Below are 22,935 nucleotides of genomic sequence, written 5' to 3' on the forward strand. Positions count from 1 at the left end.
CAACGCTCAGGCGTTGGGGCGCTTGCCGTGGTTCGCGCCCTTCTTCTTGCGAGCGCGGCGCTTGCGTCCGGTCTTACCCATGGGGGCCTCCTTGGAGATGTGTTCCTCCACGAGCACGCGGAGCAGGGACGATCTTCTCAGGTATCGCGCCGGGATGCGAACCCGGCTCGTCCTACGGACCTTCGACGCGGGCGTCGATGCTGATCTGGACCTCGCGGATCCGGAAGAGCACCTTCTCCCGCAGCGCGTCCGGGGCCTGCTCGGAGCACGACCGCGCGACGAGCGACTTCACGGTGCGCTCCAGGTCGTACTTGGCCAGGCACGGTCCGCACTCGTCGAGGTGCTTCTGGATCACCGCGCAGTCCGCCTGCGGCATCTCGTTGTCGATGAACGTGAAGATCTGGTGGATGACCTGGGAGCAGTCGGTGTCGTGCTGGTGCTGGGTCATGACGCGTCTCCTCGGGAGCCCGAGGGGGTCAGGTCGTTGTCACGCACGTAGTCCGAGAGCATCTCGCGCAGCTGGCGCCGACCGCGGTGCAACCGCGACATCACGGTGCCGATGGGGGTGTCCATGATCTCGGCGATCTCCTTGTACGGGAAACCCTCCACATCGGCCAGGTACACGGCCAGGCGGAAGTCCTCGGGCAGCTGCTGCAGGGCGGCCTTCACGTCCGAGTCGGGAAGGTGCTCGAGCGCCTCCATCTCGGCGGACTTCAGCCCGGTCGAGCTGTGCGACTCCGCGCGCGCGAGCTGCCAGTCCTCGACATCTTCAGCCATCGACTGCTGCGGCTCGCGCTGCTTCTTGCGATAGGTGTTGATGAACGTGTTGGTGAGGATGCGGTACAGCCACGCCTTCAGGTTCGTGCCCGGCTTGAACTGGTGGAACGCCGCGAAGGCCTTGGCAAAGGTCTCCTGGACCAGGTCCTCGGCATCCTGGGGGTTGCGGGTCATCCGCATCGCCGCGGAGTACAGCTGGTCGAGGTACGGCAGCGCATCGGTCTCGAAGCGGAGCTGGCGCTCAGCCTCGGTCTCGGTCGCCACGTCCACGACTGCCTTCTCGCTCTCCGGTGAATCGGTCATCGTGTTCAAGACTACCGACCCTTCCACGAGGGTGGCACCCGTCGGTCGCTCCAAAGTGGCCAGCATCGTCGGTCTCCTGTCCCCTCGTACGTCGTCGACGGCGCCCTGCCGTCAGAGGTGACAACAACGCCTCAGGCCTCGCGATTCCCCACCACGTCACGCACCAGCCACTCCAGCGTCGCCTCGGTCACGATCGCCAGCGCGTCGTCCTGGGTCAGCGGCGCACGCTTCGGGACCTTCATGCTGTGGTCGCCGAACGGCACCGTGGCGAGCTCGACGTCGCCCGGGAACTCCTCGGGCCGGCCGAACGGGTCGTTGCCTCCCTGGACCACCAAGGTCGGCAGACCGGCACCTGCGAGCTCCTCGAGCCGTGACTTCTCCGGCCTGCCCGGTGGGTGCAGCGGGAAGGACAGGGCCAGCACCCCGACTGCGCCGGCACCCGCAGCGATCCGGCAGGCCGAGCGTGCACCCGCACTGCGACCACCCAGGACGAACGGCGTGGTCGAGCGCAGCGCGGAGAGCACGGCGAGGTAAGACTCGTCGATCACCGCGGGGCGTGGCGCGAGCTTCTTGCCCTGGACGCGCCAGGGCATCTCCACCAGCGCCACCGTGATCCTCTGCCCAGGCAGGTCGGCCGTGAGCCGGACCAGGTCGGGGGCGTCGACACCGCCTCCGGCTCCGTGCGTGAGCACCAGCCGGACCTGCGCCCTGCGGGCGGCGTACGTGACGACGCGCGCCTCTCCGACCGCTGTCGGGACGAGTCGCTCAGTGGGCATCAGGGGCCCTCGAGAGGCAGCGGCTCGACGAGCTCGGGACCGTTGTTCCTGACGTTCGAGACCAGGGTCGAGACAGGGAACGCCTCCAGCAACCCGGGAGCAGCCGGCTGCAGCAGCTCGAGCAGCTCGGCCGGTTTGCGCGGGGACGGGTCGAGCCAGGCGTCGTACGCGTCGCGGGGCAGCATCAACGGCATCCGGTCGTGGATCCGACCGAGGTCGTCGGTGGCGGTCGTGGTGATCACCGTGCAGGTCCACTTCCAGCGCAGCGGGTCGTCGTCGGCCCGGGTCGGGTCGCGCCAGAGCTCGTAGAGACCGGCCATGGCGAGCATCGAGCCGTCCCGGGGGCGCATGAAGAACGGCTGCTTCTTCGGCTTGCCCGCAGCGGTCAGCTCCTCGCTCGCGTACCACTCGAAGTAACCGTCGGCGGGCAGGATCGCGCGCCGCTTCTCGAACGCCTTGCGGTAAGCAGGCTTCTCCGCGACCGTCTCCATCCGCGCATTGATCATCCGGCTGCCGATCTTCGGGTCCTTGGCCCACGACGGCACCAGTCCCCAGGTCAGCACCCGCAGCTGACGCTCGGCCACCTCCTCGCCCCGCGGCGGCCGGGTGAGCACCGCGTAGACCTCCTTGGTCGGCGCGACGTTGTAGTCGGGCGCGATCCGCGGCAGGTCGGACGGCAGCGCCGAGTGCAGCTCGAACTCCTCGACGATGTCCTCGGGATCCATGCTCGAGGCGTAGCGACCACACATAGGAGCAGGCTAGTGCGGGCCGAGGACAGTTACGTGCGGGCGAGCTCGTCGAGCAAGGTCGACGTCGCCGACGCGTTCGCCGGCAGGCCCTCGATCCAGACCCGCACGACGCAGTCGGCGGGCGTCGCCTCGATCAGCAGGTCGCGCAGGGTGCTGACCCGGGTGCCGAGGAAGTCGGTCCGCTCGGCGACGACGAGCAGACGGCTCGGGCTGGCCTCGCCGATGCTTTCCTCGCCCTCGAAGACCATCCGCACCTGGCTGGCGACCTGCGCCATCACCAGGGCGCTGCCCAGGCGTGCCTCGCGGTCACCCGCGGACAGCAGCGGGACGTCGACGACGACGAGCGCGTAGCCGATGTCACCGACCACCCCGCGGGACTCGGCCCCGCGCTGGATCTCGGCGAGCCTCCCGCGGACGTGGGCCAGCGTCGCCAACCCGGTCAGCGGGTTCTCGCAGGAGACCTCGTGCAGGTAGCCGAGGGTCTCGTCGGCCCAGGCGATGCTGAGCGCGTGGGTGGACCCGAAGTCCGGATCGGACCTCGTGACCAGTGCAAAGGTGGACCGGAGGTCGTGGAGCGCCTCGTTGAGGTCGATCCCGTCCCGAGCCAGATCCCGGCCCACCACTGCACAGGCGGCGTGAGCGTCAGTTCCCGCGGACAGAGCTTCCCCCACTGCCTCGAAGCGTGCGGGCAACTTCTTCCGCAGGCGTTCGGGCATCTCCGTGCTCTTGCCGCTGGCGGTGCGGGACCTCCTCGACTTCGTCGTGAAGAGTCCCATCACCATGTCCTTCAGGCTCACTGTTCCTTGACGAGTTCGGTCCTCCCCGACGATCGAACTCGGAGGAGGAACGGCGCTCGGGCGCATTCATGACGCGACTTCGAGGATATTTCGCAGTTCCCGGAAATTCCGCGAAACACCCCGTTCCACGGCAGCCGTGACAGGATGGCGTTACTAATTCCCCTCTCACCCGTTATAGAGCCAAATGACCGTTATGGACCGCGTGCCCGAGCAGGGCGAGCTGAGCGACGCCGAGCTGATCTCGAGCGTGCGCGGTGGCGACGTGTCCGCGTACGGCGACCTGTTCGCGCGGCACCGGGACGCGGCCACCCGGCTGGCGCGCCAGCTGGTCTCGGCCCCGGATGCCGACGACCTGGTCTCCGAAGCGTTCGCGAAGGTCCTCAACGTCCTGCTCGCCGGGGGCGGCCCGGACGTCGCCTTCCGCGCGTACCTGCTCACCGCGGTCCGCCGGCTGCACGTCGACAAGGTCCGGCTCACCAACCGGGCGATGCCTACCGACGACCTGACGCCGTACGACGAGGGTGAACCCTTCAAGGACACCGTCATCGCGGGCTTCGAAGGGGGCGTCGCCGCGAAGGCGTACGCGAGCCTGCCGGAGCGTTGGCAGCTGGTGCTGTGGCACCTCGAGGTCGAGGGTCAGAAGCCGGCCGAGGTCGCACCCCTGCTCGGCATGACCCCCAACTCGGTCTCCGCGCTCGCCTACCGGGCTCGTGAGGGCCTGCGTCAGGCGTACCTGCAGATGCACTCCGCCGACATCGGCGACTCCGAGTGCCGCTGGACCCACGACAAGCTCGGCGCCTACGTCCGCAACGGACTCTCGCGCCGCGACGCCGCCAAGGTCGAGGAGCACTTGCGCACCTGTCGCAAGTGCACCGCCCTGCTCCTGGAGCTCTCCGAGGTGAACTCCTCGATGGCGGGCGTGATCGGACCGGTCGTCCTTGGTGAGGCCACGGAGGCCTACCTGGCCAGCATCAAGGGCAACCGCGGTCTCGGGGCCGTCCTGGGAGGTTCGTTCGAGGGCGCCGGTGCCGCGGTGGCCGCCGCCTTCGCACGGGGTTGGGAGACCATCGCCGCCCAGGGCCGGGTCGCACTCGGTGCCGGCGGTGCCGTCGCGCTCGCCGGCCTGGTCGCGTTCGCGGTGATGGTCAGCAACTCCGGGGAGACCACCTCGTTCCCGCCGCAGGTCCTGCCGCCGATCACGGTCGGACCGACGAGCCAGCCGACGCCGACGCCGACCCCCACCCCGACCCCGGACCCGGTCGACGCCCCGAGCAGCGACGCCCCGGACGACGGCGGCAACCAGCCCGTCGCCAACACCCCGGACGGGCCGACCAGCCCCTCGAGCGACCCGTCCTCGCCGACGACGCCCACCAAGCCTCCGGTCACCCCGACGAGCCCGCCGCCGACGACGCCCACCGCACCGGTGGTCTCCTCGGCGGACATGAGCGCACGCCTCGCCTTCCAGCCGAAGCTCGGCCTGCTCGGCGCCAGCGACGCCGGCACCATCGGCAACCTGAACGCCAGCGCGGCCGGCCTGCCCGAGGGCACCGAGGGCGTCCTCAAGGTCCAGGTCTTCGGCGGCACGCTGACCCAGATCGGCAGCGGGTGCGTCACCGCCGAGGCCGCCGCCGCCAAGAGCACCGCGGTACCCACCCCGAGCACCACGCCGCAGACCGCGGCGACGCTGCTGTGCCCGATCGGCCCGGACACGGCGCCGATGACCTTCAAGGTCAACGGACTTCCCCTGACCGCGGCGGCGACGGTGATCGGTCCGGAGAACGTCGCCGACCCGAACGACCTGAACAACCGCGACAGCGCCCTGCTCGGCCTGCTCTGATCCCGATCTCGGTAGCCTTCACCTGTGAGTGACGCCGTAGCCGACCCGTGGCCGGCTCCGCGCGCCCGGTTCCCGGTCGACCTGCGCGTCGAGCTCCCCGGTTCCAAGTCGCTCACCAACCGCGAGCTGGTGCTCGCCGCCCTGGCCGAGGGCCCCGGCGTCGTACGCCGTGCCCTGCGGTCGCGCGACACCGCGCTGATGGCGGCCGCCCTGACCAGCCTGGGATCCGCGGTGCACACCCGCGGCTCCGACTGGAGCGTTACGCCCGGCATCCTCGCGACCGCCGACCGACCAGCGAGCGTGGACTGCGGCCTGGCCGGCACGGTGATGCGGTTCGTGCCGCCGCTCGCTGCACTGCGCGGCGCCCCGACTGCCTTCGACGGCGACCCGCACGCCCGGACCCGACCGATGGGCGCGATCCTGACCGCGCTGCGCGGACTGGGCGTCGAGGTCGACGCGGCGGAGGACCGGCTGCCCTTCACGATCAACGGCTCCGGCGCGGTCGCCGGAGGCAGCGTCCGGATCGACGCGTCCGCCTCCAGCCAGTTCGTCTCGGCTCTCCTTCTCGCCGCACCCCGGTACGACGACGGGATCGAGGTGCTGCACGTCGGCGCCCCGGTGCCCTCCCTGCCGCACATCGAGATGACGGTGGCCTGCCTGCGCGCCCGTGGCGTCGAGGTCGACGACAGCGTTCCGGACCGGTGGCGGGTGCACCCCGGACCGATCAGTGCGCTCGACGTGGCCATCGAGCCCGACCTCTCCAACGCGGCGCCGTTCCTGATGCTGGCGATGACCAGCGGCGGACGGGTTCAGGTGGCTGACTGGCCCACCGCCACCACCCAGGCCGGCGACGCCCTCCGCGAGATCCTGGCCACGATGGGCGCCGAGGTGTCCCTGGACGGCGACGGGCTCACCGTGACCGGCACCGGCATCATCTCCGGGCTCGACATCGACCTGCACGACGTCGGCGAGCTGGCGCCGGCCGTCGCCGCGCTGGCCGCTCTGGCCGACTCCCCCTCACGGCTGCGCGGGATCGCGCACATCCGCGGGCACGAGACCGACCGGCTCGCGGCGCTGGCCGCCGAGCTGACCGCACGGGGCGCAGGGGTCGTCGAGCACGAGGACGGCCTGGAGATCACGCCCGCTCCCTTGCACGGCGGCGTCTTCCACACCTACGCCGACCACCGGATGGCCCACGCCGGTGTGGTGATCGGCTCCGCCGTCGACGGCGTGCTGGTCGAGAACGTGACCACGACCTCGAAGACCTTCCCGGGCTTCGAGCGGGTCTGGTCCGGTCTGCTGGACGGGGCTGCCCGACCGTGAGCCCGCGCTACGACGAGCACGACCCGGAGTCCTACGAGCGACCTCGGCGGCGTACCCGTCCGCGCACCAAGGACCGCCCGACGTACGACGACGCTGTCCCGGCCCGGGTGGTCACCGTCGACCGAGGCCGGCTGACCTGCCTGCTCGACGACGGCACCGTGGTGATGGCGATGAAGGCGCGGCCGCTGGGCCGCAAGGGCGTCGTGGTCGGCGACCGGGTCCGGATCGTCGGCGACACCTCCGGGGACGACGGCAGCCTGGCGCGGATCGTGCTGGTCGACGAGCGCGAGACGACGCTGCGACGTACCGCCGACGACACCGACCCGGTCGAGCGGGTGCTGGTCTCGAACGCCGACCAGCTGGTCATCGTGGCGGCGCTGGCCGACCCCGAGCCCCGCCCCCGGCTCATCGACCGTGCTCTCGTCGCGGCGTACGCCTCGGGCATGGACCCGTTGCTGTGCCTCACCAAGGCCGACCTCGCCGACCCGGAGACCCTGGTGAGCATCTACCGCCCGCTGGGCGTCCCGTACGTCGTCACCGAGCGCGGGACGGACGTGAGCAACGTGCGCGCACTGCTGACGGGGCGCACCAGCGTGCTGGTCGGGCACAGCGGCGTCGGCAAGTCGACGCTGGTCAACGCGCTGGTCCCCACCGCGATGCGCTCCACCGGCATCGTGAACGCGGTGACCGGGCGCGGGCGGCACACCTCGACCAACGCCCTGATGCTGCCGCTGCCGTCGGAGGCCGGGCCGCCGGACGGCTGGATCATCGACACCCCGGGCATCCGTTCGTTCGGCCTCGCGCACGTGCAGCCCGACCAGCTCATCGAGGCGTTCCCGGACCTGCACGAGCTGACCGAGGTCTGCCCGCGCGGCTGCACGCACGGGTTCGGTGAGCCCGAGTGCGGCCTGGACGAAGCCGAGGGCGATCAGCGCGACCGGGTGGAGTCGTTCCGACGCCTGCTGGCGACGCGGGACGTCAAGGAAGGCGACTGAGCAGGTCGCCCTCGCCGCCGCGCCGCCGGCACCTGCTCGCTAGCCTGTCCCCATGGCTCTGGACTACACCGACGACCTCCGGCTCGCCCACGTCCTCGCGGACGACGCGGACGCGCTGACGATGGCGCGGTTCAAGGCGCTGGACCTGCACGTGATGACCAAGCCGGACCTGACCCCGGTCACCGACGCGGACCAGGCCGTCGAGGAGGGAATCCGTCGCACGCTGTCCCGGGCCCGCTCCCGCGACGCCGTCCTCGGCGAGGAGCAGGGGTCGGCCGGGCACAGCCAGCGCCGCTGGGTGGTCGACCCGATCGACGGCACCAAGAACTTCGTGCGCGGCGTGCCGGTGTGGGCCACGCTGATCGCGCTGATGGTCGACGACGAGGTCGTCGTCGGTGTCGTGTCCGCGCCCGCGCTGAACCGGCGCTGGTGGGCGATGAAGGACGGTGGCGCCTGGACCGGTACGTCGCTCCTGCGCGCTTCGGCGATCCAGGTCTCCGACGTCTCCCGCGTCGAGGACGCGTCGTTCGCCTACTCCTCGATCGGCGGCTGGGAGGAGCGCGACCAGCTCGACGACTTCCTGGCACTGTCCCGCCGCTGCTGGCGCACCCGGGCGTTCGGCGACTTCTGGTCCTACATGCTGCTCGCCGAGGGGGCCGTCGACATCGCCGCCGAACCGGAGCTGGAGCTCTACGACATGGCGGCGCTGGACGTGATCGTCCGCGAGGCCGGCGGCATCTTCACCTCGCTCGACGGCGAGCCCGGGCCGACCGGCGGCAACGCCATCGCCTCGAACGGCAAGCTGCACGACCAGGCGCTCGCGTTCCTCGGGTCGGTCGACGACGAGTCGCGGCACGCTCAGCGCGGCGGCGGCTCGGTGCACGACCTCGCCGACTTCCGTCGGCTCACCGAGGAGGACTAGTTCTTCCGGCGTTCACCCGGGCCGTCTACCGCGCGCCCATGAGCGTCTTCTGGAGCATCGTGGTGGTCGCGGCGATCGTCGGCACGATCGCGCTGACCGTGAGCCTGCGCCGGTCGATGACGAGCATCAACGAGCAGCCCGCGGACATGCGTCGCGCGGACGAGGACACCCGGCCCCCCTTCGAGGGCCGGGGCCAAGGGGTCTAGCGGACGCTCAGTGGACCTGCAGCAGGTCGACGACGAAGATCAGCGTCTCACCGGGCTTGATCGCGCCGCCGGCGCCACGGTCGCCGTAGCCGAGGTGCGCGGGGATGACGAGTTGACGACGGCCGCCGACCTTCATGCCCTGGACGCCCTGGTCCCAGCCGGCGATGACGCGACCGCCACCGAGCGGGAACCGGAACGCCGAGCCGCGGTTGTAGGAGGCGTCGAACTCCTCACCGGTCGAGTGCGCGACACCGACGTAGTGCACGGACACGTCGCGGCCGGCGACGGCCTCGTCGCCGTCACCCACGGTGATGTCGGTGACGACCAGGTCGGTCGGGACGGGACCTTCGTAGAACTCGACCTCGGGCTTCTCGGACATGGGTGCTCCTGGGGTGGTGAGGGACTGGAGGATGCGTCGGATCATGCGTTGGCGGGCAGGTCGGTGCCGGCGCCGCGACGGCGCTTCACCGGGTCGTGCGTGGCGGTGGCGGCAGGAGCGGCGGTGTCCTCAGCGGCGCCGAGGACGACGAAACCGTTGTCGCGGATCATCGCCAGGTCCTCCTCGGCCGCCTGGCCCTCGGAGGTCAGGTAGTCGCCGAGGAAGATCGAGTTGGCCACGTGGAGAGCCATCGCCTGCAGGCTGCGCAGGTGCATCTCGCGACCGCCGGCGATCCGGATCTCCTTGTCGGGGCAGACGAACCGGGCCATCGCGAGGATCTTCACGCACCGGGTGGGAGCCAGCTCCCAGGTGTTCTCGTACGGCGTGCCGTCGAAGGGCATCAGGAAGTTCACCGGGATGGAGTCGGTGTCGAGGTCGCGCAGCGCGAACAGGGCCTCGACGAGCTGCTCGTCGGACTCGCCCAGACCCGCGATCAACCCGCTGCACGGGGACAGGCCGGCCGACTTCGCCTTGCCGACGGTGTCGACGCGGTCGGCGTAGGTGTGCGTCTGCACGATGTTGTCGTGGTGCGACTCGGCCGTGTTGATGTTGTGGTTGTAGGCATCGACGCCAGCGTCCTTGAGGCGCTCGGCCTGCCCGTCCTTGAGCAGGCCCAGGCAGGCACAGACCTCGACCTGCGGGTACTCGTCCTTGATCGCGCCCACCATGTCGGTGATCCGGTCGATGTCCTTATTCGTCGGTCCGCGGCCGCTGGAGACCATGCAGACCCGGGTGGCGCCACCCTTGAGGCCGGCCTCGGCCGCGGCGAGCGCCTCGTCGGTCTTCAGCCACTTGTACTTGAGGATGTCCGCGGTCGAGCCGACGGCCTGCGAGCAGTAGTTGCAGTTCTCGGGGCACAGGCCGGACTTCAGGTTGACCAGGTAGTTCACCTTGACGGTGTTGCCGAAGTGCTCGCGGCGCAACCGGCTCGCAGCCGCGACGACGTCGAGCAGCTCGTCGTCGTGCGCCCGGAGGACGGCGAGGGCGTCGTCGGCCGTCGCCGGCTTCCCGTCGAGGATGCTGCTGGCGAGCTGGTCGAACATCGAAGTCATGGCCTCATTATGCCGTGACGAGGTCCGGTCCCTGCGGGGGTCTCGGGTACTGACTGGTAGCCGTCAGGTCTGGTGGACGTAGGAGTCCAGCTGGTCGCGCTCGAACTCGACCTGGTCGATGTGGTTCTTGACGATGTCGCCGATGCTGACGACGCCCACGAGCCGGCCGTCGTCGACCACCGGGAGGTGCCGGAAGCGACCCTCGGTCATGATCGAGCGGACCTCGTCCAGGGAGGAACCGGACTCGCAGGTGCGCACGTTGCTGGTCATGATCTCCGAGACCGCCGCGTCCAGGGCGCCGTCGTTGCCGTTCAGGCGGCGTACGACGTCGCGCTCGCTGACGATCCCGGCGACGGTGGTGCCGTCGCCGGAGACGACCGCAGCACCGATGTTGTTGGTGGCGAGCAGGGCCACCAGGTCCCGCACGCTCGCGTCGGGTTTGATCGTGATGATGTTCTGGCTGGCCTTGCCGGCAACTACTTCACTGATCTTCATGCTGGCGAATCTAGAGTTCGCGGGCGGCGATGACAACGGTCTGGCCGTGGACAGTCACGGTTTCTCCCACGACCAGCTGCCGACCCCGGCGGGTCTCGACCTCGCCGTTGACCTGCACCTGGCCCTGGAGCAGCAGCTCCTTGGCCTCGCTGCCGTGGTCGATGAAGTCGGCCAGCTTGAGCAGCTGCCCCAGCCGGATCGCGTCGTCGCGGATCTCGATCTCCTTCATGCGGGCCTCCTCACCCGAGCACGGTACTGATCGCGTGGATCGCCACGCCCACCAGTCCACCGACGATGGTGCCGTTGATCCGGATGAACTGCAGGTCCCGGCCGACCTGGAGCTCGATCCGCGCGGCGGCCTCCTCGCCGTCCCACCGGGCGATCGTGTGCGTGATCACGGCGGTCAGCTCGCCGCCGTAGCGGCGTACGCCGAAGACCACCGCGTCGGCGGCCCAGGTGTCCACGCGCTGCTGCAGCCGCGCCTCGGTCTGCAGCCGGGTGCCGAACCGGACCAGCTCCGCGGTCGCCCGCGCGCGCAGCGGCCCCTGGTCGTCTGCCAGCGCATCGAGGAGCGCCTGCTTGACGGCGTCGAAGAGCGCCATCCCGCTGGCCATGAACTGCGGGTGCTCGAGCAGCCGGGTCTTGAGCCGCTCGGCACGTGCCTGGGTCTCCGGGCGGGTGAGCAGGTCCTGGGCGAGCTGGGTCAGCAGGCTGTCCAACGCCTGACGGGCGCGGTGCTGCGGATCGGCCCGGATGTCGGCGAGCCAGCGGATCGCCTCGAGGTGGATCCGCTCGGTGACGATCTCGTTGAGGCGGTCCGGTGCCCACTTCGGTGCACGCTCCCCCAGCACCGCGGTGAAGGTGTCCTGGTTGTGCACGAGCCAGTGATGGCCCTCCTCCAGCGCCAGGTCGACCAAGCCGTGGTGGGCGTCGTCCTGGAGTACCTCGGCGAGCAGGTTGCCCGCGATCGGCGAGATCGGCTCGTTGATCAGCCGGGGCAGCAGCACGTCGGCGACCACCGCTTCGACGTCGCTGTCGCGCAGCCGGTTCAGACCCAGCGTGATCAGGGAGGAGCCCTCCGCGACGACCTTGGCGGCGTGGGTCGGGTCGGCCAGCCACTCCCCGCCGCGCTCGGCGATCCGAGCCGCGGACAGGCGCTCGCGGATGATCTCCTCCTGGAGGAAGTTCTCGCTGACGAAGTCCTCGAGGCTCTTCCCGAACTCGTCCTTCTTCCGCGGGATCAGCGCCGTGTGCGGGATCGGCAGGCCGAGCGGGTGGCGGAACAGCGCGGTCACGGCGAACCAGTCGGCCATCGCGCCCACCATGGCGGCCTCGGCCCCGGCGTTGACGTAGCCGAGGAACCCGTGGTGGTCGCGGGTGACCACGTAGACCACGGCGGCCAGGACCAGCAGGCCGAACGCCACCGACTTCATCTGCCGCAGTCGGCGGCGGCGCACGGCGTCCGGGGAGGCGCCGTCGGGGATCACCATCGGGATCGTCATCGTGACCCCGACGCTACCGGAGGGAGCCGCGGCCGATCGCTCGCCCCTTTCGTCCAGGTTCACTTCGGCATGCACAGGTCCCTGACCTAGGCTTCGGGGGTGCACACCTCTTTCAAGGCCGCCCTCGGAGCCGTCCTGACCACGGCCGTGGTCTTCAGCGTTCCCACGTTCTCCGCGGCCGCGACCGCGACGACGGCGGGCGCGACGCCGGTCGCGGCATCGGCTGTGACGTCTGGCGGGGCATCCACGAAGGCCGAGAAGCCGCGGAAGTACACCCGCGCCGAGGCGACCGCGATCTTCCACGAGCTGCAGGCGGCACTCTCGCCGAAGGACCTGCCGAAGCGCAAGCTCGGCGACCCGCTGCCCCGCAAGGACCTGGGCCGGCTGATGCGCGAGGCCCAGCTGGCGAAGGGCTCGATGACCGCACGGCAGGCCTCGATCATCGACGGCGGACGGCCGGTCCCGAAGTCGGCCAACTGCACGACCCCGTTCCTGTCACCCTGGAAGGTCGTGGAGAGCGCGCACTTCTGCGTGCACTACCGCGACGGACTGTCGGCCTCGAGCGGCGGCGCGTCGCTGGCGCAGGCGCAGGAGACGCTCTACGTGATGGAGAAGGTCGTCTACGTCAAGGAGGTCGGCGTCCTCGGCTACCAGCCGCCGGTCAACGACGGCGACGGCAAGACCGACGTCTTCCTCGACCAGCTCGGCGACCAGGGCTACTACGGCTTCTGTACCACCGACTCGGGCGCCTCCACCTCGACGGCGTGGTGCGGCCTGGACAACGACTTCGCCCGTAGCGAGTTCGGCGCCGACCCGGGCGCGTCGCTGCGGGTCACCGCCGCCCACGAGTTCTTCCACGCGATCCAGTTCGGCTACGACGCCAACGAGAGCGACTGGTTCATGGAGGGCACTGCCGTCTGGATGGAGGACTTCGTCTACGACGGCATCAACGACTACCTGCAGTACCTGAACTACAGCCAGATCGTGAAGCCGCGCAACGCGCTCGACTACGCCGGCGGGCTCGAGCGCTACGGCGCGGTCACCTGGTGGAAGTACATGTCCGAGCGCTTCAGGAGCAACAACATCATCCGCGAGGTCTGGAACGCCGCCCGCGTCTCCGCAGGCGGACGCAACGCGATCCAGGCGGTCGTGGCTGTGCTCAAGGCGCGCGGGTACAAGGACTTCCCTCTCGAGTTCGCCCGGTACGCCGTCTGGAACACGCTGCCCCCGGGGACCTACTCCGAGCGCGGCGCGTACCCGTCGCCCGGCGCGTGGGCGCGCGGCACGCTGAGCCGCAAGGCGAAGGACACCGGCACGCTCGACGTCCGGGTCAACCACCTGGCCACGGCGCCCCTGGTGCTGAAGCCGAGCAAGAAGCTCCCCTCCCGTGCACAGCTGAAGCTGATCATCGACGCGCCGAACACGAACCGGGGCACCGAGATCCGGGTGCAGGTCCGCTACCGGTCCGGCAAGGTCGCCACCTACGTGATGCCGCTGAACGCCGCCGGCAACGGTAAGAAGCGGTTCCCGTTCAACCCCAAGAAGGTGCGGACCACCGTCATCACGATGACCAACGGCAGCACGGGCTACTACAACAACCAGATGTTCAAGATCCGCGCGATCGCGAAGTACTGAGATGCCCACCCCTGCCGAGATCGGCCTGCAGCGCTGGCACGACGTCGTCGAGTCCCGTGACGCCGCGGCTCTGCCCGCGATGATCACCGAGGACGCCGTCTTCCACTCCCCCGCCGTGCACACGCCGCAGAAGGGCCGCGACACCGTGTGCGCCTACCTCGGTGCCGCCCTGGTCGTCCTCGGACCCGAGCTCCGCTACTCCGACACCTGGAAGAACGAGAACGACGCCGTGCTCCGCTTCCACACCGTCGTGGACGGCAAGCAGGTCGAGGGGATCGACATGATCACCTGGAACGACGAGGGCCTGATCACCGACTTCACCGTCATGGTGCGCCCGTTCCAGGCGCTCGAGGTCGTGATCGCGGCGATGGGCAAGCAGCTCTTCGGCGGCTGACCTCGGTCATCGAGCTTGTCGAGATGTGGTGCGGCAAGCTCCGTAGGTCGCCACGTCTCGGCAGGCTCGGCGACCGGGAGGCTCGACGACCGGGGCCTCGACGACCGGGAACGTCAGCCGACCCAGAAGCCTCGGTTGCCGCCGTAGAAACCGGGGAACCCGCCCATCCCGAAGTCGTCGGACGACGGGCGTCCGCCTCCGCGGGACCCCAGGTAGCTCCCCACGACCGCAGCTCCTAGGTCATCGAGCTCCGGCGCGACGACCCGCCCGTCGACACGCTTCGCCATCTGGTCGATGAACCGGGCGAGACCCGGGTCCTCCCCCAGCCGGAAGAACGTCACCTGCGCCCCCAGCCGACCGGCGTTGTCGAGCTCGCGGACGCTGTTCGCGATCGTGACCGGGTGCGGCGGGTAGGAGAAGAAGACCTGGCCGTCGGGCTCCAGGTGCGACGTCGGTTCGCCGTCGGTGACGATCAGCAGCACCGGTTGCGCGTTCGGGTGCTTGCGGAAGTGCCGGTTGGCGAGCAGCAGCCCGTGGTGCAGGTTGGTGCCCTTGGCCCACATCGAGTCGAGTGCGGTGAGCTGCTCGATCTCCATCACCTCGGCGTGCCGACCGAAGCCGATCAGCTGGAGGTGGTCGCCGCGGAACCGGCTGCTGACCAGCTGGTGCAGGGCCAGCGCCGTGCGCTTCATCGGGACCCAGCGTCCGTCCATCGCCATCGAGAACGACGTGTCGACGAGGAGCGCGACGGCGGCCTGGGTGCGGGCCTCGGTCTCGTGGACCTCGATGTCGGACATCTCGAAGAGGCGACCTGATCTCGACTCGGCTCGATCACCGGCAGACTCCGCTCGCCGCCGTACGGCGTTGAGCACCGTCCGCGGGATGTCCCACGGCTCGGTGTCACCGAATGCCCACTCGCGCGAGGATCCGCTGCGCTCCCCCGCCGCGCCGGCCTGGCGCAGGTCGCGCTGCCCCTGACGCCCGGAGATCCGGGTCGCGACGTCCTTGAGCAGCGCCTTGCCGAGCTGGCGCATCGCCTTGGGCGAGAGTCGGAGCTGGCCGTCCGAGGTGCGCTTGAGGTAGCCCGAGTCGCGCAGCGCGCGCTCGAGGTCCTGGAGCGTGCGCGCGTCGACCGCCGCTTGGTCGCCGAGCTGACGGGCGAGCTTGTCCAGGTCGAGGTCGTCCATCCGCGCCCCGCCGTAGGACTGGGAGAGCTGGTCGGCCAGGTCGTCGAGCTCGGCAAGGTCCTGGAGCACGCCGGTGCCGTCGCCGAGTCCGAGGCCGGTGGAGCTCCCCGGCTCCCCGCTGAACTCCGCGGAGCCGCCCCAGTCCTCCCCGGGGCGCAGTGCCTGCAGGTTCGCGTCGAGGCGGTTCAGGCTCTCCATGAGCGCGGGCGAGCCGAACGCCTGGGCGGAGAGCTCCATCAGCTCCTGCCGCTGCTCGGGGGTCATCGAGTTGAGCATCCGCTGGGCCGCGGCCGAGCGCTGGGCCAGGGCGTCCATCAGCTCGTCGATGTTCCGCGGGTTCTCCGGGAAGAAGTCGCCGTGCTTGTCCATGAAGTCTGCGAAGTCCTCAGGGGTGTCGATCCCCTGGCGGTTCTTCTCGAGCAGCTCGTTCAGGTCCTCGAGCATCTCGTTGATCGCCTGGCGGTCCTGCTCGGTCGCTCCCTCCATCGCCTGCTTCATGCCCTGGAAGCGTTGGTCGAGCAGCTCGCGCCCGAGCAGGTCCTTGATCTTCTCGTAGTTCTCGCGCGCCTCGGCGCTCTGCCAGTCGTACTGGGCCAGCTCGCTCACAGCGGCAGCGGTCGAGGACGGCAGGCCCTCCATCTGCATCTCGCGGAAGGCCCGGTCGCCGTCGTCCATGGTGACGTCGCGGGCGAGCTGCTGCCGCTCGGCCAGGACCGCCTTGTCGAGCAGGTCGCGGACCTCCTGGAGCGTCCCGTCCAGCGAGTGCTTGCTCAGCAGCTCCTGTCGCTTGCGGGCGACCTCGCGAGCGAGCTCGTCGAGCCCCCGCCCCTCCGAACCACCACGGCGCAGGAACTCCCGCATCGCACGCTCCGGGGAGTAGCCGGCCATGACGTCGTCCCCGATGTACTCCAGCGCCTCCGCGAGGTCGACCGGCGGCGCGAGCGGGTCAGGTCCTCCCGCGTAGCGCGAGTACCGGGAGCGACGCCTGCGCGAACGGCCGTCAGCCACGGTAGACCGTGCCTCCGTCTTCCTCGTCCTTGGCGACCTTGCGCGCCAGGTAGAGGCCTTCGAGGGCCAGCTCGATCGCACCCGCGCGCCGGCCGTCGTTGGTCGCACCCAGCCTGCTGGCGATCTGGTCGTAGAGGTCGGACTCGCTGGCCTCGGTGGGGGGCAGTGCCGGCAGGCTGGCCAGGAAGTCGGCGGCGGTGACCTGCTCACCGGTGGTCACCGCGACGCCGTCCTGCTCGAGGGTCTCCACCAGCAACCCGAGGTCGAGGCCGCCGAGGTGGCCGCGGACGGCCTCTGCCGTGGCGGTCCGGAGCAGGTGCGTGAGGATCTCGTCCTCGCGACCCTCCTCCCCGGACTCGAACTCGATCTTGCCGCCGAGCACGTCGACGGCCGTCTGCAGGTCGACGACCCGGGCCACGGCCTCGGGCTCGCCCTGGGCGGTCGCGCGGTGCAGTGCGGCTGCCGCGATCGTCTCGGCACCGGCGATCGCGAACCGGGCGCTCACGCCGGAGCGCTGGTCGACCGACTGGCTGCTGCGCAGTGCACGGGTGAACCGGGCGAGGATCTCGACGAGGTGGTCGGGCACGTCGGCGACGAGGTCGGCCTCCTGTCGGATGACGGCGATCTCGTCGGCGATGTCGATCGGGTAGTGCGTCCGGATCTCCGCGCCGAAGCGGTCCTTGAGCGGGGTGATGATCCGACCGCGGTTGGTGTAGTCCTCGGGGTTGGCGCTGGCCACGACCAGGAGGTCCAGCGGGAGACGGAGCACGTAGCCGCGGATCTGGATGTCGCGCTCCTCCATCACGTTGAGCATCGCAACCTGGATCCGCTCGGCGAGGTCGGGCAGCTCGTTGATCGCGACGATGCCGCGGTGGCTGCGCGGGATCAGGCCGAAGTGGATCGTCTCCGGGTCGCCCAGCGAGCGACCCTCGGCCACCTTCATCGGGTCGACGTCGCCGATCAGGTCGGCAACGCTGGTGTCGGGGGTGGCGAGCTTCTCGGCGTACCGCTCGTCGCGGTGGCGCCAGCTGATCCGCAGGTCGTCGCCGTACTGCGCCGCGGCCGCCTTCGAGGAGAAGGTGATCGGGTCGTACGGGTGCTCGCCGAGCTCGGACCCGGAGATCACCGGGGTCCACTCGTCCAGGAGACCCACCAGCGTGCGCAGCAACCTGGTCTTGCCCTGCCCGCGCTCACCGAGCAGGACGATGTCGTGTCCGGCGATGATGGCGCGCTCGACCTGCGGGATGACGGTGCTCTCGAAGCCGTGCAACCCGGGCCACGGGTCCCGACCGGACGCCAGCGCCGCGAGGAGGTTGCCGCGCAGCTCCTCACGCAGGGTCAGGTGGACGTGCCCGGTGGCGCGGAGCTCTCCGACGGTCGCAGCAGCCGGAGCAGGGGTGGGAGAGGAGTTCGAAGTCACCTTTGCAGGCTACTCACTCCCGGTGACGCTAACCTCCCGAATATGTCTGTGCTCGGCCCGGCCTCTGCGTGTCCGTGCGGATCGGGCCTCCCCTACGACGCCTGCTGCGGTCCGCTGCACCGCAACGAGCGCGCTGCCGACGGGGTGGAGGAGCTGATGCGCTCGCGCTACAGCGCGTACGTCGTGGGAGCCTCCGACCACCTGTTCCGGACCTGGCACCCCCGCACCCGGCCGCTCGACCTCACCCCCGACGAGAACCTGGTGTGGACCGGCCTGGAGGTGGTCGACGTCGTGCAGGAGGACACCGACGGAGTCGTGGAGTTCCGGGCGCACTGGACCTGGAACGACCAGACCGGTGCCCTGCACGAGCGCAGCCGGTTCGAGGTACGCGGCGGTCGCTGGGTCTACGTCGAGGGCGACACCCGCGACACCTGAGCCGACCCGACGGGGTCCAGAACCCGAGCCCCTCATCGACTTTTGAGCCTGCGAGGTCCACAACCCGCGTTGCCAGTCCTGGTTCTGAACCGCCGAGGCTCAAACTGAGGAATCGACCCCGGGATGTGAGCGTCCGGGGTGCATGTCCACCGGAACGGTCGCCCGGGGATCAGCAGGTCTTGCGGGCGTAGGCGACCAGCGCCTTGTAGTGGCTGCGCTCGGCGTCGTTCATCGTGCGGGTGGCCTCGGCGAAGTCGTCGGCGTCCTTCGAGGCGTTCATCCGGTCGATCAGCTCGATGGTGGCCAGCCGGGCACCGGCGGGGATGTCGTTCGGCGTCCCGACCTGCATCAGCGACGCCACCGTCGTCCTGGCCGCCTCGTAGGTCGCCTTGTTCAGCGCCGGGATGTCCTTGCCCGGCGCGCAGAAGGCGCTGCGCGACGCGGTCGCCGGCAGCCGGTCGCTGCAGGTGCCCTGGATGTAGGTGTCGAGCGCGAGCAGGTGCTTGCGCTCGTCGTCGGTCATCGTCCGGGTACGCCGGATGAAGTCCGCAGCGTCGTCGGAGTCGTTCATCCGGTCGATCAGCTCGGTGAACCCGTCCCGGGCGGAGTCGTCGATGTCCTTCGGGGTCCCGATGTCAGCCAGCCGGTCCACGGCCTTCTGACCTTCGGAGAACGGCACCTTCTGGAGCGCCGAGAACTTCTCACCAGCCGTGCAGAAGTCCTCCTTGGTGGCGTCCTTCGGGACTCGCGAGCAGCTGGTGAGGACGACCGCGCCGAGCAGCAGAACAAGCACCAGCACCGCGGACCGCGCCCGTCGGGACACGCGGGGACCGAGCAGCACCGTCCGCCTCCCCGCACGTGTTGGGCTCGTCGAGCCGTTCGGGCGTCACCGTACCGGAAGCACCGGGTTCAGCAGCGCGATGACCCCGCCCAGGAGAGCGCTGACCGTGTTGATCAGGCCCTTGCCACCGCCGTTCGGGCCACCGATCGGCCCCGGCTCGACGGGAGCCCAGGTGCTCACCACGGACTCCGGGACGTAGCCGTGCCGGACCCGCTGCGGGTGGTCGCCCACGGGCAGGAACGCAAGCTCCTCGCCGGTTGCGAAGTCGATGACCGCGACCGCGTCCGAGTCCGACAGCGAGACCCAGCAGGTGTCCTCCAGACCCTCGGTCGTCCAGTACGGCTTGAGGTAGTCGTGACCGGTGGTCGCCTTGTCGAAGATCCGGTGGGTCCCGGTCGCGCGGTCGACGAAGGCGACGTAGTCGTCCATCGTGCCCGCCGCGCACAGGGTCGTGCCCGCGCCGTTGATCGCGAGACCGTGGTGGGCGGAGTCGTTCACGTACTCCTCCAGCGGCATCTTCGGCACGCGGTTGGGCAGGTCGATCAGCCGGGTGACGGCGCCCGTGCGCGGCTCGGGGATCGTGCCCGCCTTGTAGGTGACCTTGCCGTCCAGGTCGGCCGCCTGGGTGTCGAACTCGACGATGCCGTGGAAGTAGGAGACCTGGAAGTAGATGAACCGTCCTCCCGGTGCGACCGCCATCGGACGGACGGCCGAGCTCATCCCCGGGTGGCCGGCCTCCTCGAGCTCCTTGCCCATGTCCCAGCGGTGCTTGATGGAGAAGTCGGTGTTGTCGACGATCTCGTACCAGCGGTCGCCCTTGATGGCGTCGTGGAGCGGACCGATCTTGACCGGGCCCAGCGAGTGCTGGTCGCCCGGCAGGTACACCTTGCCGATCGAGGCGTGGTAGATCAGCGAGCCGTCGGGTGAGAAGTTGTTCTCGTGCGGGGTCTCCCCGGACTCGAAGCTGCGGAGCCGGTCGCCCATCTTGATGGTCTTGCCACCGACGACCTCGTCGACCATCGAGTACTCGATCACCTGGTTCTCGGTGGAGTCGCTGACCAGCAGCCGCCGGCCGTCCGGGGAAACCCCCATGTGGTCGGTCCGGTAGCCGTCCATCTGCTGCTCGCGGACGATGCTGCTGACGCTGCCTGCCGGGCCCGCGGCTGCCGCCTTGGCCAGGTCGATCCAGACCACGTCCGCGAAGCTGGGGCGCGAGACCGCGACGTACTTCCCGTCGTTGGTGGTGAACATGTCGTCGACGTACTGGTCGTGGCCCTCGCCGGGACCCTGCTGGATCAGGTAGTAGAACGCGAGCTGGTCGGGCTTCTTCCGGATGTCGGCGATCTCCTGGGAGGCGTCCGGGACGAAGTTGATCCCCGTCTTGAGGAGCTTGTGGGTCCGGGCGTCGACGACGGTCGCCGTGCCGGCCCAGTTGTTGCCGACGAGCATGACGTCGCGCAGGGGCACCGCTCCCGCGGCCGAGGCCTTGCGCGGCCCGGCCTCGACGTCGGCGACGAGGGCGGCAGCCAGGAAGGCGAACAGGGTGAGGGCAGCAGTACGACGCATACCTGCATCAACGAGCAGCGCGCGGTGCGGTCACGCCGACCGGCGTCGCACCTGGACCACCCGGGCAGCCCCACCCGCGACGACGATCGCGAGCAGTGCGCCGACCACGATCACCCAGGTCCTGGAGCCGTCGGCGTCGGTCTTCTCCGCGACCGCGTCCGCTGCACCAGCGGTCCCCGGGGAGCCGTCGACGTCCTCCTCCGAGCCGGTGACGGGCGTGCCGGAGGACGTCGGTGTCCCCGACGGTGCTCCCGGTGTGACCGAGGCCGTCCGGTTCTTCTCGATGTCCTCCTGGATCTGCTTCTCGACGTCGTCGGGGTCGCTGGTCGCCGGCAGGCCCGTGCCCGGGCTCGCCCCCGGAGTCAGGATGTAGACCGGCCCCGGCGGGATGCTCTGGCCACCGAACGGGTCGCCGGGCGACCCGTGCCCCGACGGACCGTCGTCGGCGTACGCCGCGGTCAGGCCGAGGCCGCCCAGAACGAGGCAGAGCGCGAGACCCAGCGCGGGGCCCAAGACGGGGCCCAGCGCGCGGGCGGGAGTACCTGTACGTCGCACAGCAGGTCCAACGACCCGAACGCCCGAATCGTCACGCTCAGCGCGCGACGATCACCGACGAGCCGTGACCGAACAGACCCTGGTTGGCGGTGATCCCGACGCGGGCTCCCTCGACCTGACGGCCCTCGGCCTGGCCGCGCAGCTGCCAGGTGAGCTCGCAGACCTGGGCCAGCGCCTGCGCGGGGACGGCCTCACCGAAGCACGCCAGACCGCCTGAGGGGTTGACCGGGATCCGACCACCGATGGTGGTGTCCCCGGCCCGGAGCAGCTGCTCGGCCTCGCCGCGCTTGCACAGCGAGAGGTCCTCGATCCAGTCCAGCTCGAGCGCGGTGGACAGGTCGTAGACCTCTGCCACGTCGACGTCCTCGGGCGAGATGCCCGCCTCCTCGTACGCCGCGTCGCCGATCGACTCCTTGAAGGTCCGCTCCGGCACCCCGGCCACGGCCGAGGAGTCGGTGGACATCAGCGGCATGTCGATGACGGTGTTCGGGAAGGTCGGGGTGACCGTGCTGATCGCCTTGATCTTCACGAGGTCACCGGACCCGCGCTGCTGCGCGAGCTTCTGGGCGTACTCCACCGAGCACACGACGACCGCCGCCGCGCCGTCGGAGGTCGCGCAGATGTCGAGCAGGTGAAGCGGGTCCGACACGATCGCGCTGGCCAGGACGTCTGCCGCAGCGACCTCCTTGCGGTAGCGCGCGTTCGGGTTGCTCAGGCCGTGCCGGGAGTTCTTGACCTTCACCTGCGCGAAGTCCTCGCTGGTCGCGCCGTACAGGTCCATCCGGCGCCGTGCGTAGAGCGCGAAGTACCCCGGGTTGGTCATGCCCATGAGGCGGAAGCGCAGCCAGTCCGGGTCGTCCCAGCGCTCGCCCGCGTTCGGGGCCAGGAACCCCTTCGGGGTGGTGTCGGCCCCGACGACCAGCGCGACCTCCGACAGGCCGGCCAGGATCCGGGCACGAGCGGTGTCCAGCGCCTGAGCGCCGGTGGCGCAGGCGGCGTACGACGTGGCGACGCGGGCGCCGTTCCAGCCGAGAGCCTGGGCGAACGTTGCTCCCGCGACGTAGCCGCCGTACCCGTTGCGCACGGTCTCGCCGCCGACGACCAGGTCGACGTCGGTCCACGGGATGCCGGCGTCGGCGAGGGCCGCGCGGGCGGCGACGACGCCGTACTCGACGAAGTTCTTGCCCCACTTGCCCCAGGGGTGCATACCCACCCCGGCGATGGCGATGTCGTTGCTCATGCGTCCACTCCCGTCGGGCGCCAGCGCCACGTCGTACGCTCCCCGGTCTCGTCGGTGTACAGCGTCTCGACGACGAGCTCGACCTCGTCACCGACCTTGATGTCCTTCACGCCGAAGCCGTCGGCGACCTGGCCGAGGATCACGAGGCCCTCGGGGAGCTCGACCGCGGCCAGCGCGAACGGCACGTACGGGTCGCTGGCGGGGATGTACGGCGGCGGCGGCTGGTACTGCGCGTCGGTGTAGGACCAGATCCGACCCGTCCGGGAGAGCTCGGTGTCCGCGAACTCCTCGCCGTCGCAGGCGGGGTTCTTGCAGTAACCGGAGGTCTTCGGGAAGAACACCGTCGAGCAGGTCGTGCACTTCGAGCCGAGCAGTGCAGGCTCGGCCCCGTCGGTGAACCAGCCCTCGATGGCCGGGGTGGCGGTCATGGGTCCTCCCAAACTAGAACAGGTTCTCACTATCTCACGCGGTAACCCGGGCG

26 protein-coding genes are annotated in these 22,935 nt (G+C 70.1%); 8 read left to right on the forward strand and 18 right to left on the reverse strand.

Annotation, left to right across the window (positions count from 1 at the left end):
* Nucleotides 1–6: 6 nt before the first annotated feature.
* The 6 genes from ABIE44_RS19605 to ABIE44_RS03625 all read right to left on the reverse strand — a co-directional run bounded on the left by ABIE44_RS19605 (nt 7) and on the right by ABIE44_RS03625 (nt 3,402).
* On the reverse strand, nt 7–81 hold the full coding sequence (locus tag ABIE44_RS19605) for a 50S ribosomal protein bL37 (protein WP_369759046.1): 75 nt from the start codon (nt 79–81) through the stop codon (nt 7–9).
* Nucleotides 82–172: 91 nt separating this feature from the next.
* On the reverse strand, nt 173–448 hold the full coding sequence (rsrA, locus tag ABIE44_RS03605) for a mycothiol system anti-sigma-R factor (RefSeq protein ID WP_209722019.1): 276 nt from the start codon (nt 446–448) through the stop codon (nt 173–175).
* The gene (locus tag ABIE44_RS03610) at nt 445–1,080 is read right to left on the reverse strand and encodes a sigma-70 family RNA polymerase sigma factor (RefSeq protein ID WP_209722017.1); all 636 of its coding nucleotides are present in this window, start codon (nt 1,078–1,080) and stop codon (nt 445–447) included. The genes rsrA and ABIE44_RS03610 overlap by 4 nt, the downstream gene beginning before the upstream one ends.
* 131 nt (nt 1,081–1,211) lie before the next feature.
* Nucleotides 1,212–1,856 (reverse strand): alpha/beta hydrolase family protein, encoded by a 645-nt coding sequence (locus ABIE44_RS03615; RefSeq protein ID WP_209722015.1) that lies wholly within the window; start codon nt 1,854–1,856, stop codon nt 1,212–1,214.
* The gene (locus tag ABIE44_RS03620) at nt 1,856–2,605 is read right to left on the reverse strand and encodes an SOS response-associated peptidase (RefSeq protein WP_209722013.1); all 750 of its coding nucleotides are present in this window, start codon (nt 2,603–2,605) and stop codon (nt 1,856–1,858) included. The genes ABIE44_RS03615 and ABIE44_RS03620 overlap by 1 nt, the downstream gene beginning before the upstream one ends.
* 29 nt (nt 2,606–2,634) lie before the next feature.
* Nucleotides 2,635–3,402: a hypothetical protein gene (locus tag ABIE44_RS03625; RefSeq protein WP_209722011.1), complete on the reverse strand. Its 768-nt coding sequence runs from the start codon at nt 3,400–3,402 to the stop codon at nt 2,635–2,637.
* A gap of 184 nt (nt 3,403–3,586) precedes the next feature.
* Here ABIE44_RS03625 and ABIE44_RS03630 point away from each other — a divergent pair, with 184 nt between their 5' ends.
* From ABIE44_RS03630 to ABIE44_RS03650, 5 genes are read left to right on the forward strand one after another with little or no spacing between them, the layout of a single operon-like run.
* Nucleotides 3,587–5,239, forward strand: a complete 1,653-nt coding sequence (locus ABIE44_RS03630; RefSeq protein ID WP_209722009.1) for a sigma-70 family RNA polymerase sigma factor — start codon at nt 3,587–3,589, stop codon at nt 5,237–5,239.
* A 24-nt stretch (nt 5,240–5,263) separates the two neighbouring features.
* Nucleotides 5,264–6,562 (forward strand): 3-phosphoshikimate 1-carboxyvinyltransferase, encoded by a 1,299-nt coding sequence (gene aroA / locus ABIE44_RS03635; RefSeq protein ID WP_209722007.1) that lies wholly within the window; start codon nt 5,264–5,266, stop codon nt 6,560–6,562.
* Nucleotides 6,559–7,557, forward strand: coding sequence for a ribosome small subunit-dependent GTPase A (gene rsgA, locus ABIE44_RS03640; protein WP_209722005.1), 999 nt, complete (start codon nt 6,559–6,561; stop codon nt 7,555–7,557). Before aroA ends, rsgA begins: the two co-directional genes overlap by 4 nt.
* Before the next feature lie 52 nt (nt 7,558–7,609).
* Nucleotides 7,610–8,479, forward strand: coding sequence for a histidinol-phosphatase (gene hisN / locus ABIE44_RS03645; protein WP_209722003.1), 870 nt, complete (start codon nt 7,610–7,612; stop codon nt 8,477–8,479).
* A 38-nt stretch (nt 8,480–8,517) separates the two neighbouring features.
* A complete protein-coding gene (locus ABIE44_RS03650) occupies nt 8,518–8,685 on the forward strand; it encodes a hypothetical protein (RefSeq protein ID WP_209722000.1) in 168 nt (55 codons plus the stop codon).
* A gap of 7 nt (nt 8,686–8,692) precedes the next feature.
* On the opposite strand, the gene ABIE44_RS03655 is transcribed toward ABIE44_RS03650, so the two are convergent.
* The 5 genes from ABIE44_RS03655 to ABIE44_RS03675 all read right to left on the reverse strand — a co-directional run bounded on the left by ABIE44_RS03655 (nt 8,693) and on the right by ABIE44_RS03675 (nt 12,173).
* Nucleotides 8,693–9,064: an FKBP-type peptidyl-prolyl cis-trans isomerase gene (locus ABIE44_RS03655; protein ID WP_209721998.1), complete on the reverse strand. Its 372-nt coding sequence runs from the start codon at nt 9,062–9,064 to the stop codon at nt 8,693–8,695.
* A 41-nt stretch (nt 9,065–9,105) separates the two neighbouring features.
* On the reverse strand, nt 9,106–10,176 hold the full coding sequence (gene bioB / locus ABIE44_RS03660; protein WP_354437819.1) for a biotin synthase BioB: 1,071 nt from the start codon (nt 10,174–10,176) through the stop codon (nt 9,106–9,108).
* A 63-nt stretch (nt 10,177–10,239) separates the two neighbouring features.
* Nucleotides 10,240–10,671 (reverse strand): CBS domain-containing protein, encoded by a 432-nt coding sequence (locus ABIE44_RS03665; RefSeq protein WP_209721996.1) that lies wholly within the window; start codon nt 10,669–10,671, stop codon nt 10,240–10,242.
* Nucleotides 10,672–10,681: 10 nt separating this feature from the next.
* Complete coding sequence (locus ABIE44_RS03670) at nt 10,682–10,900, reverse strand: RNA-binding S4 domain-containing protein (RefSeq protein WP_209721993.1); 219 nt, start codon at nt 10,898–10,900, stop codon at nt 10,682–10,684.
* A gap of 10 nt (nt 10,901–10,910) precedes the next feature.
* Nucleotides 10,911–12,173 (reverse strand): DUF445 domain-containing protein, encoded by a 1,263-nt coding sequence (locus tag ABIE44_RS03675; protein ID WP_209721989.1) that lies wholly within the window; start codon nt 12,171–12,173, stop codon nt 10,911–10,913.
* A gap of 99 nt (nt 12,174–12,272) precedes the next feature.
* On the opposite strand from ABIE44_RS03675, the gene ABIE44_RS03680 reads away from it, so the two are divergent.
* Together ABIE44_RS03680 and ABIE44_RS03685 are read left to right on the forward strand one after the other, a co-directional pair.
* A complete protein-coding gene (locus tag ABIE44_RS03680) occupies nt 12,273–13,808 on the forward strand; it encodes an MXAN_6640 family putative metalloprotease (protein ID WP_209721986.1) in 1,536 nt (511 codons plus the stop codon).
* 1 nt (nt 13,809) lies between these two features.
* Nucleotides 13,810–14,202, forward strand: coding sequence for a nuclear transport factor 2 family protein (locus ABIE44_RS03685; RefSeq protein ID WP_209721983.1), 393 nt, complete (start codon nt 13,810–13,812; stop codon nt 14,200–14,202).
* Nucleotides 14,203–14,315: 113 nt separating this feature from the next.
* Here the strand turns inward: ABIE44_RS03685 and ABIE44_RS03690 are convergent, their stop codons facing one another.
* Complete coding sequence (locus ABIE44_RS03690; protein WP_209721972.1) at nt 14,316–16,397, reverse strand: VWA domain-containing protein; 2,082 nt, start codon at nt 16,395–16,397, stop codon at nt 14,316–14,318.
* Nucleotides 16,390–17,817, reverse strand: a complete 1,428-nt coding sequence (locus tag ABIE44_RS03695) for a MoxR family ATPase (RefSeq protein WP_209721971.1) — start codon at nt 17,815–17,817, stop codon at nt 16,390–16,392. The genes ABIE44_RS03690 and ABIE44_RS03695 overlap by 8 nt, the downstream gene beginning before the upstream one ends.
* 42 nt (nt 17,818–17,859) lie before the next feature.
* On the opposite strand from ABIE44_RS03695, the gene ABIE44_RS03700 reads away from it, so the two are divergent.
* On the forward strand, nt 17,860–18,252 hold the full coding sequence (locus ABIE44_RS03700) for a YchJ family protein (RefSeq protein ID WP_209721970.1): 393 nt from the start codon (nt 17,860–17,862) through the stop codon (nt 18,250–18,252).
* A gap of 169 nt (nt 18,253–18,421) precedes the next feature.
* Here ABIE44_RS03700 and ABIE44_RS03705 read toward each other — a convergent pair whose 3' ends face one another.
* The 5 genes from ABIE44_RS03705 to ABIE44_RS03725 form a co-directional block, all read right to left on the reverse strand.
* Nucleotides 18,422–19,051: a hypothetical protein gene (locus tag ABIE44_RS03705; RefSeq protein WP_354437820.1), complete on the reverse strand. Its 630-nt coding sequence runs from the start codon at nt 19,049–19,051 to the stop codon at nt 18,422–18,424.
* A gap of 87 nt (nt 19,052–19,138) precedes the next feature.
* Nucleotides 19,139–20,659 carry a YncE family protein gene (locus ABIE44_RS03710; protein WP_209721960.1) on the reverse strand — a complete coding sequence of 507 codons (1,521 nt, stop codon included), beginning with the start codon at nt 20,657–20,659 and terminating at the stop codon, nt 19,139–19,141.
* A gap of 30 nt (nt 20,660–20,689) precedes the next feature.
* Nucleotides 20,690–21,172, reverse strand: a complete 483-nt coding sequence (locus ABIE44_RS03715) for a hypothetical protein (protein WP_209721959.1) — start codon at nt 21,170–21,172, stop codon at nt 20,690–20,692.
* A gap of 79 nt (nt 21,173–21,251) precedes the next feature.
* Entirely contained in the window at nt 21,252–22,454 is a 1,203-nt protein-coding gene (locus ABIE44_RS03720) for a lipid-transfer protein (RefSeq protein WP_209721957.1), read from the reverse strand.
* Nucleotides 22,451–22,882 (reverse strand): Zn-ribbon domain-containing OB-fold protein, encoded by a 432-nt coding sequence (locus ABIE44_RS03725; RefSeq protein ID WP_209721954.1) that lies wholly within the window; start codon nt 22,880–22,882, stop codon nt 22,451–22,453. The genes ABIE44_RS03720 and ABIE44_RS03725 overlap by 4 nt, the downstream gene beginning before the upstream one ends.
* Nucleotides 22,883–22,935: the final 53 nt, after the last annotated feature.

This window comes from Marmoricola sp. OAE513 (genome assembly GCF_040546585.1).
Lineage (GTDB): Bacteria > Actinomycetota > Actinomycetes > Propionibacteriales > Nocardioidaceae > Marmoricola.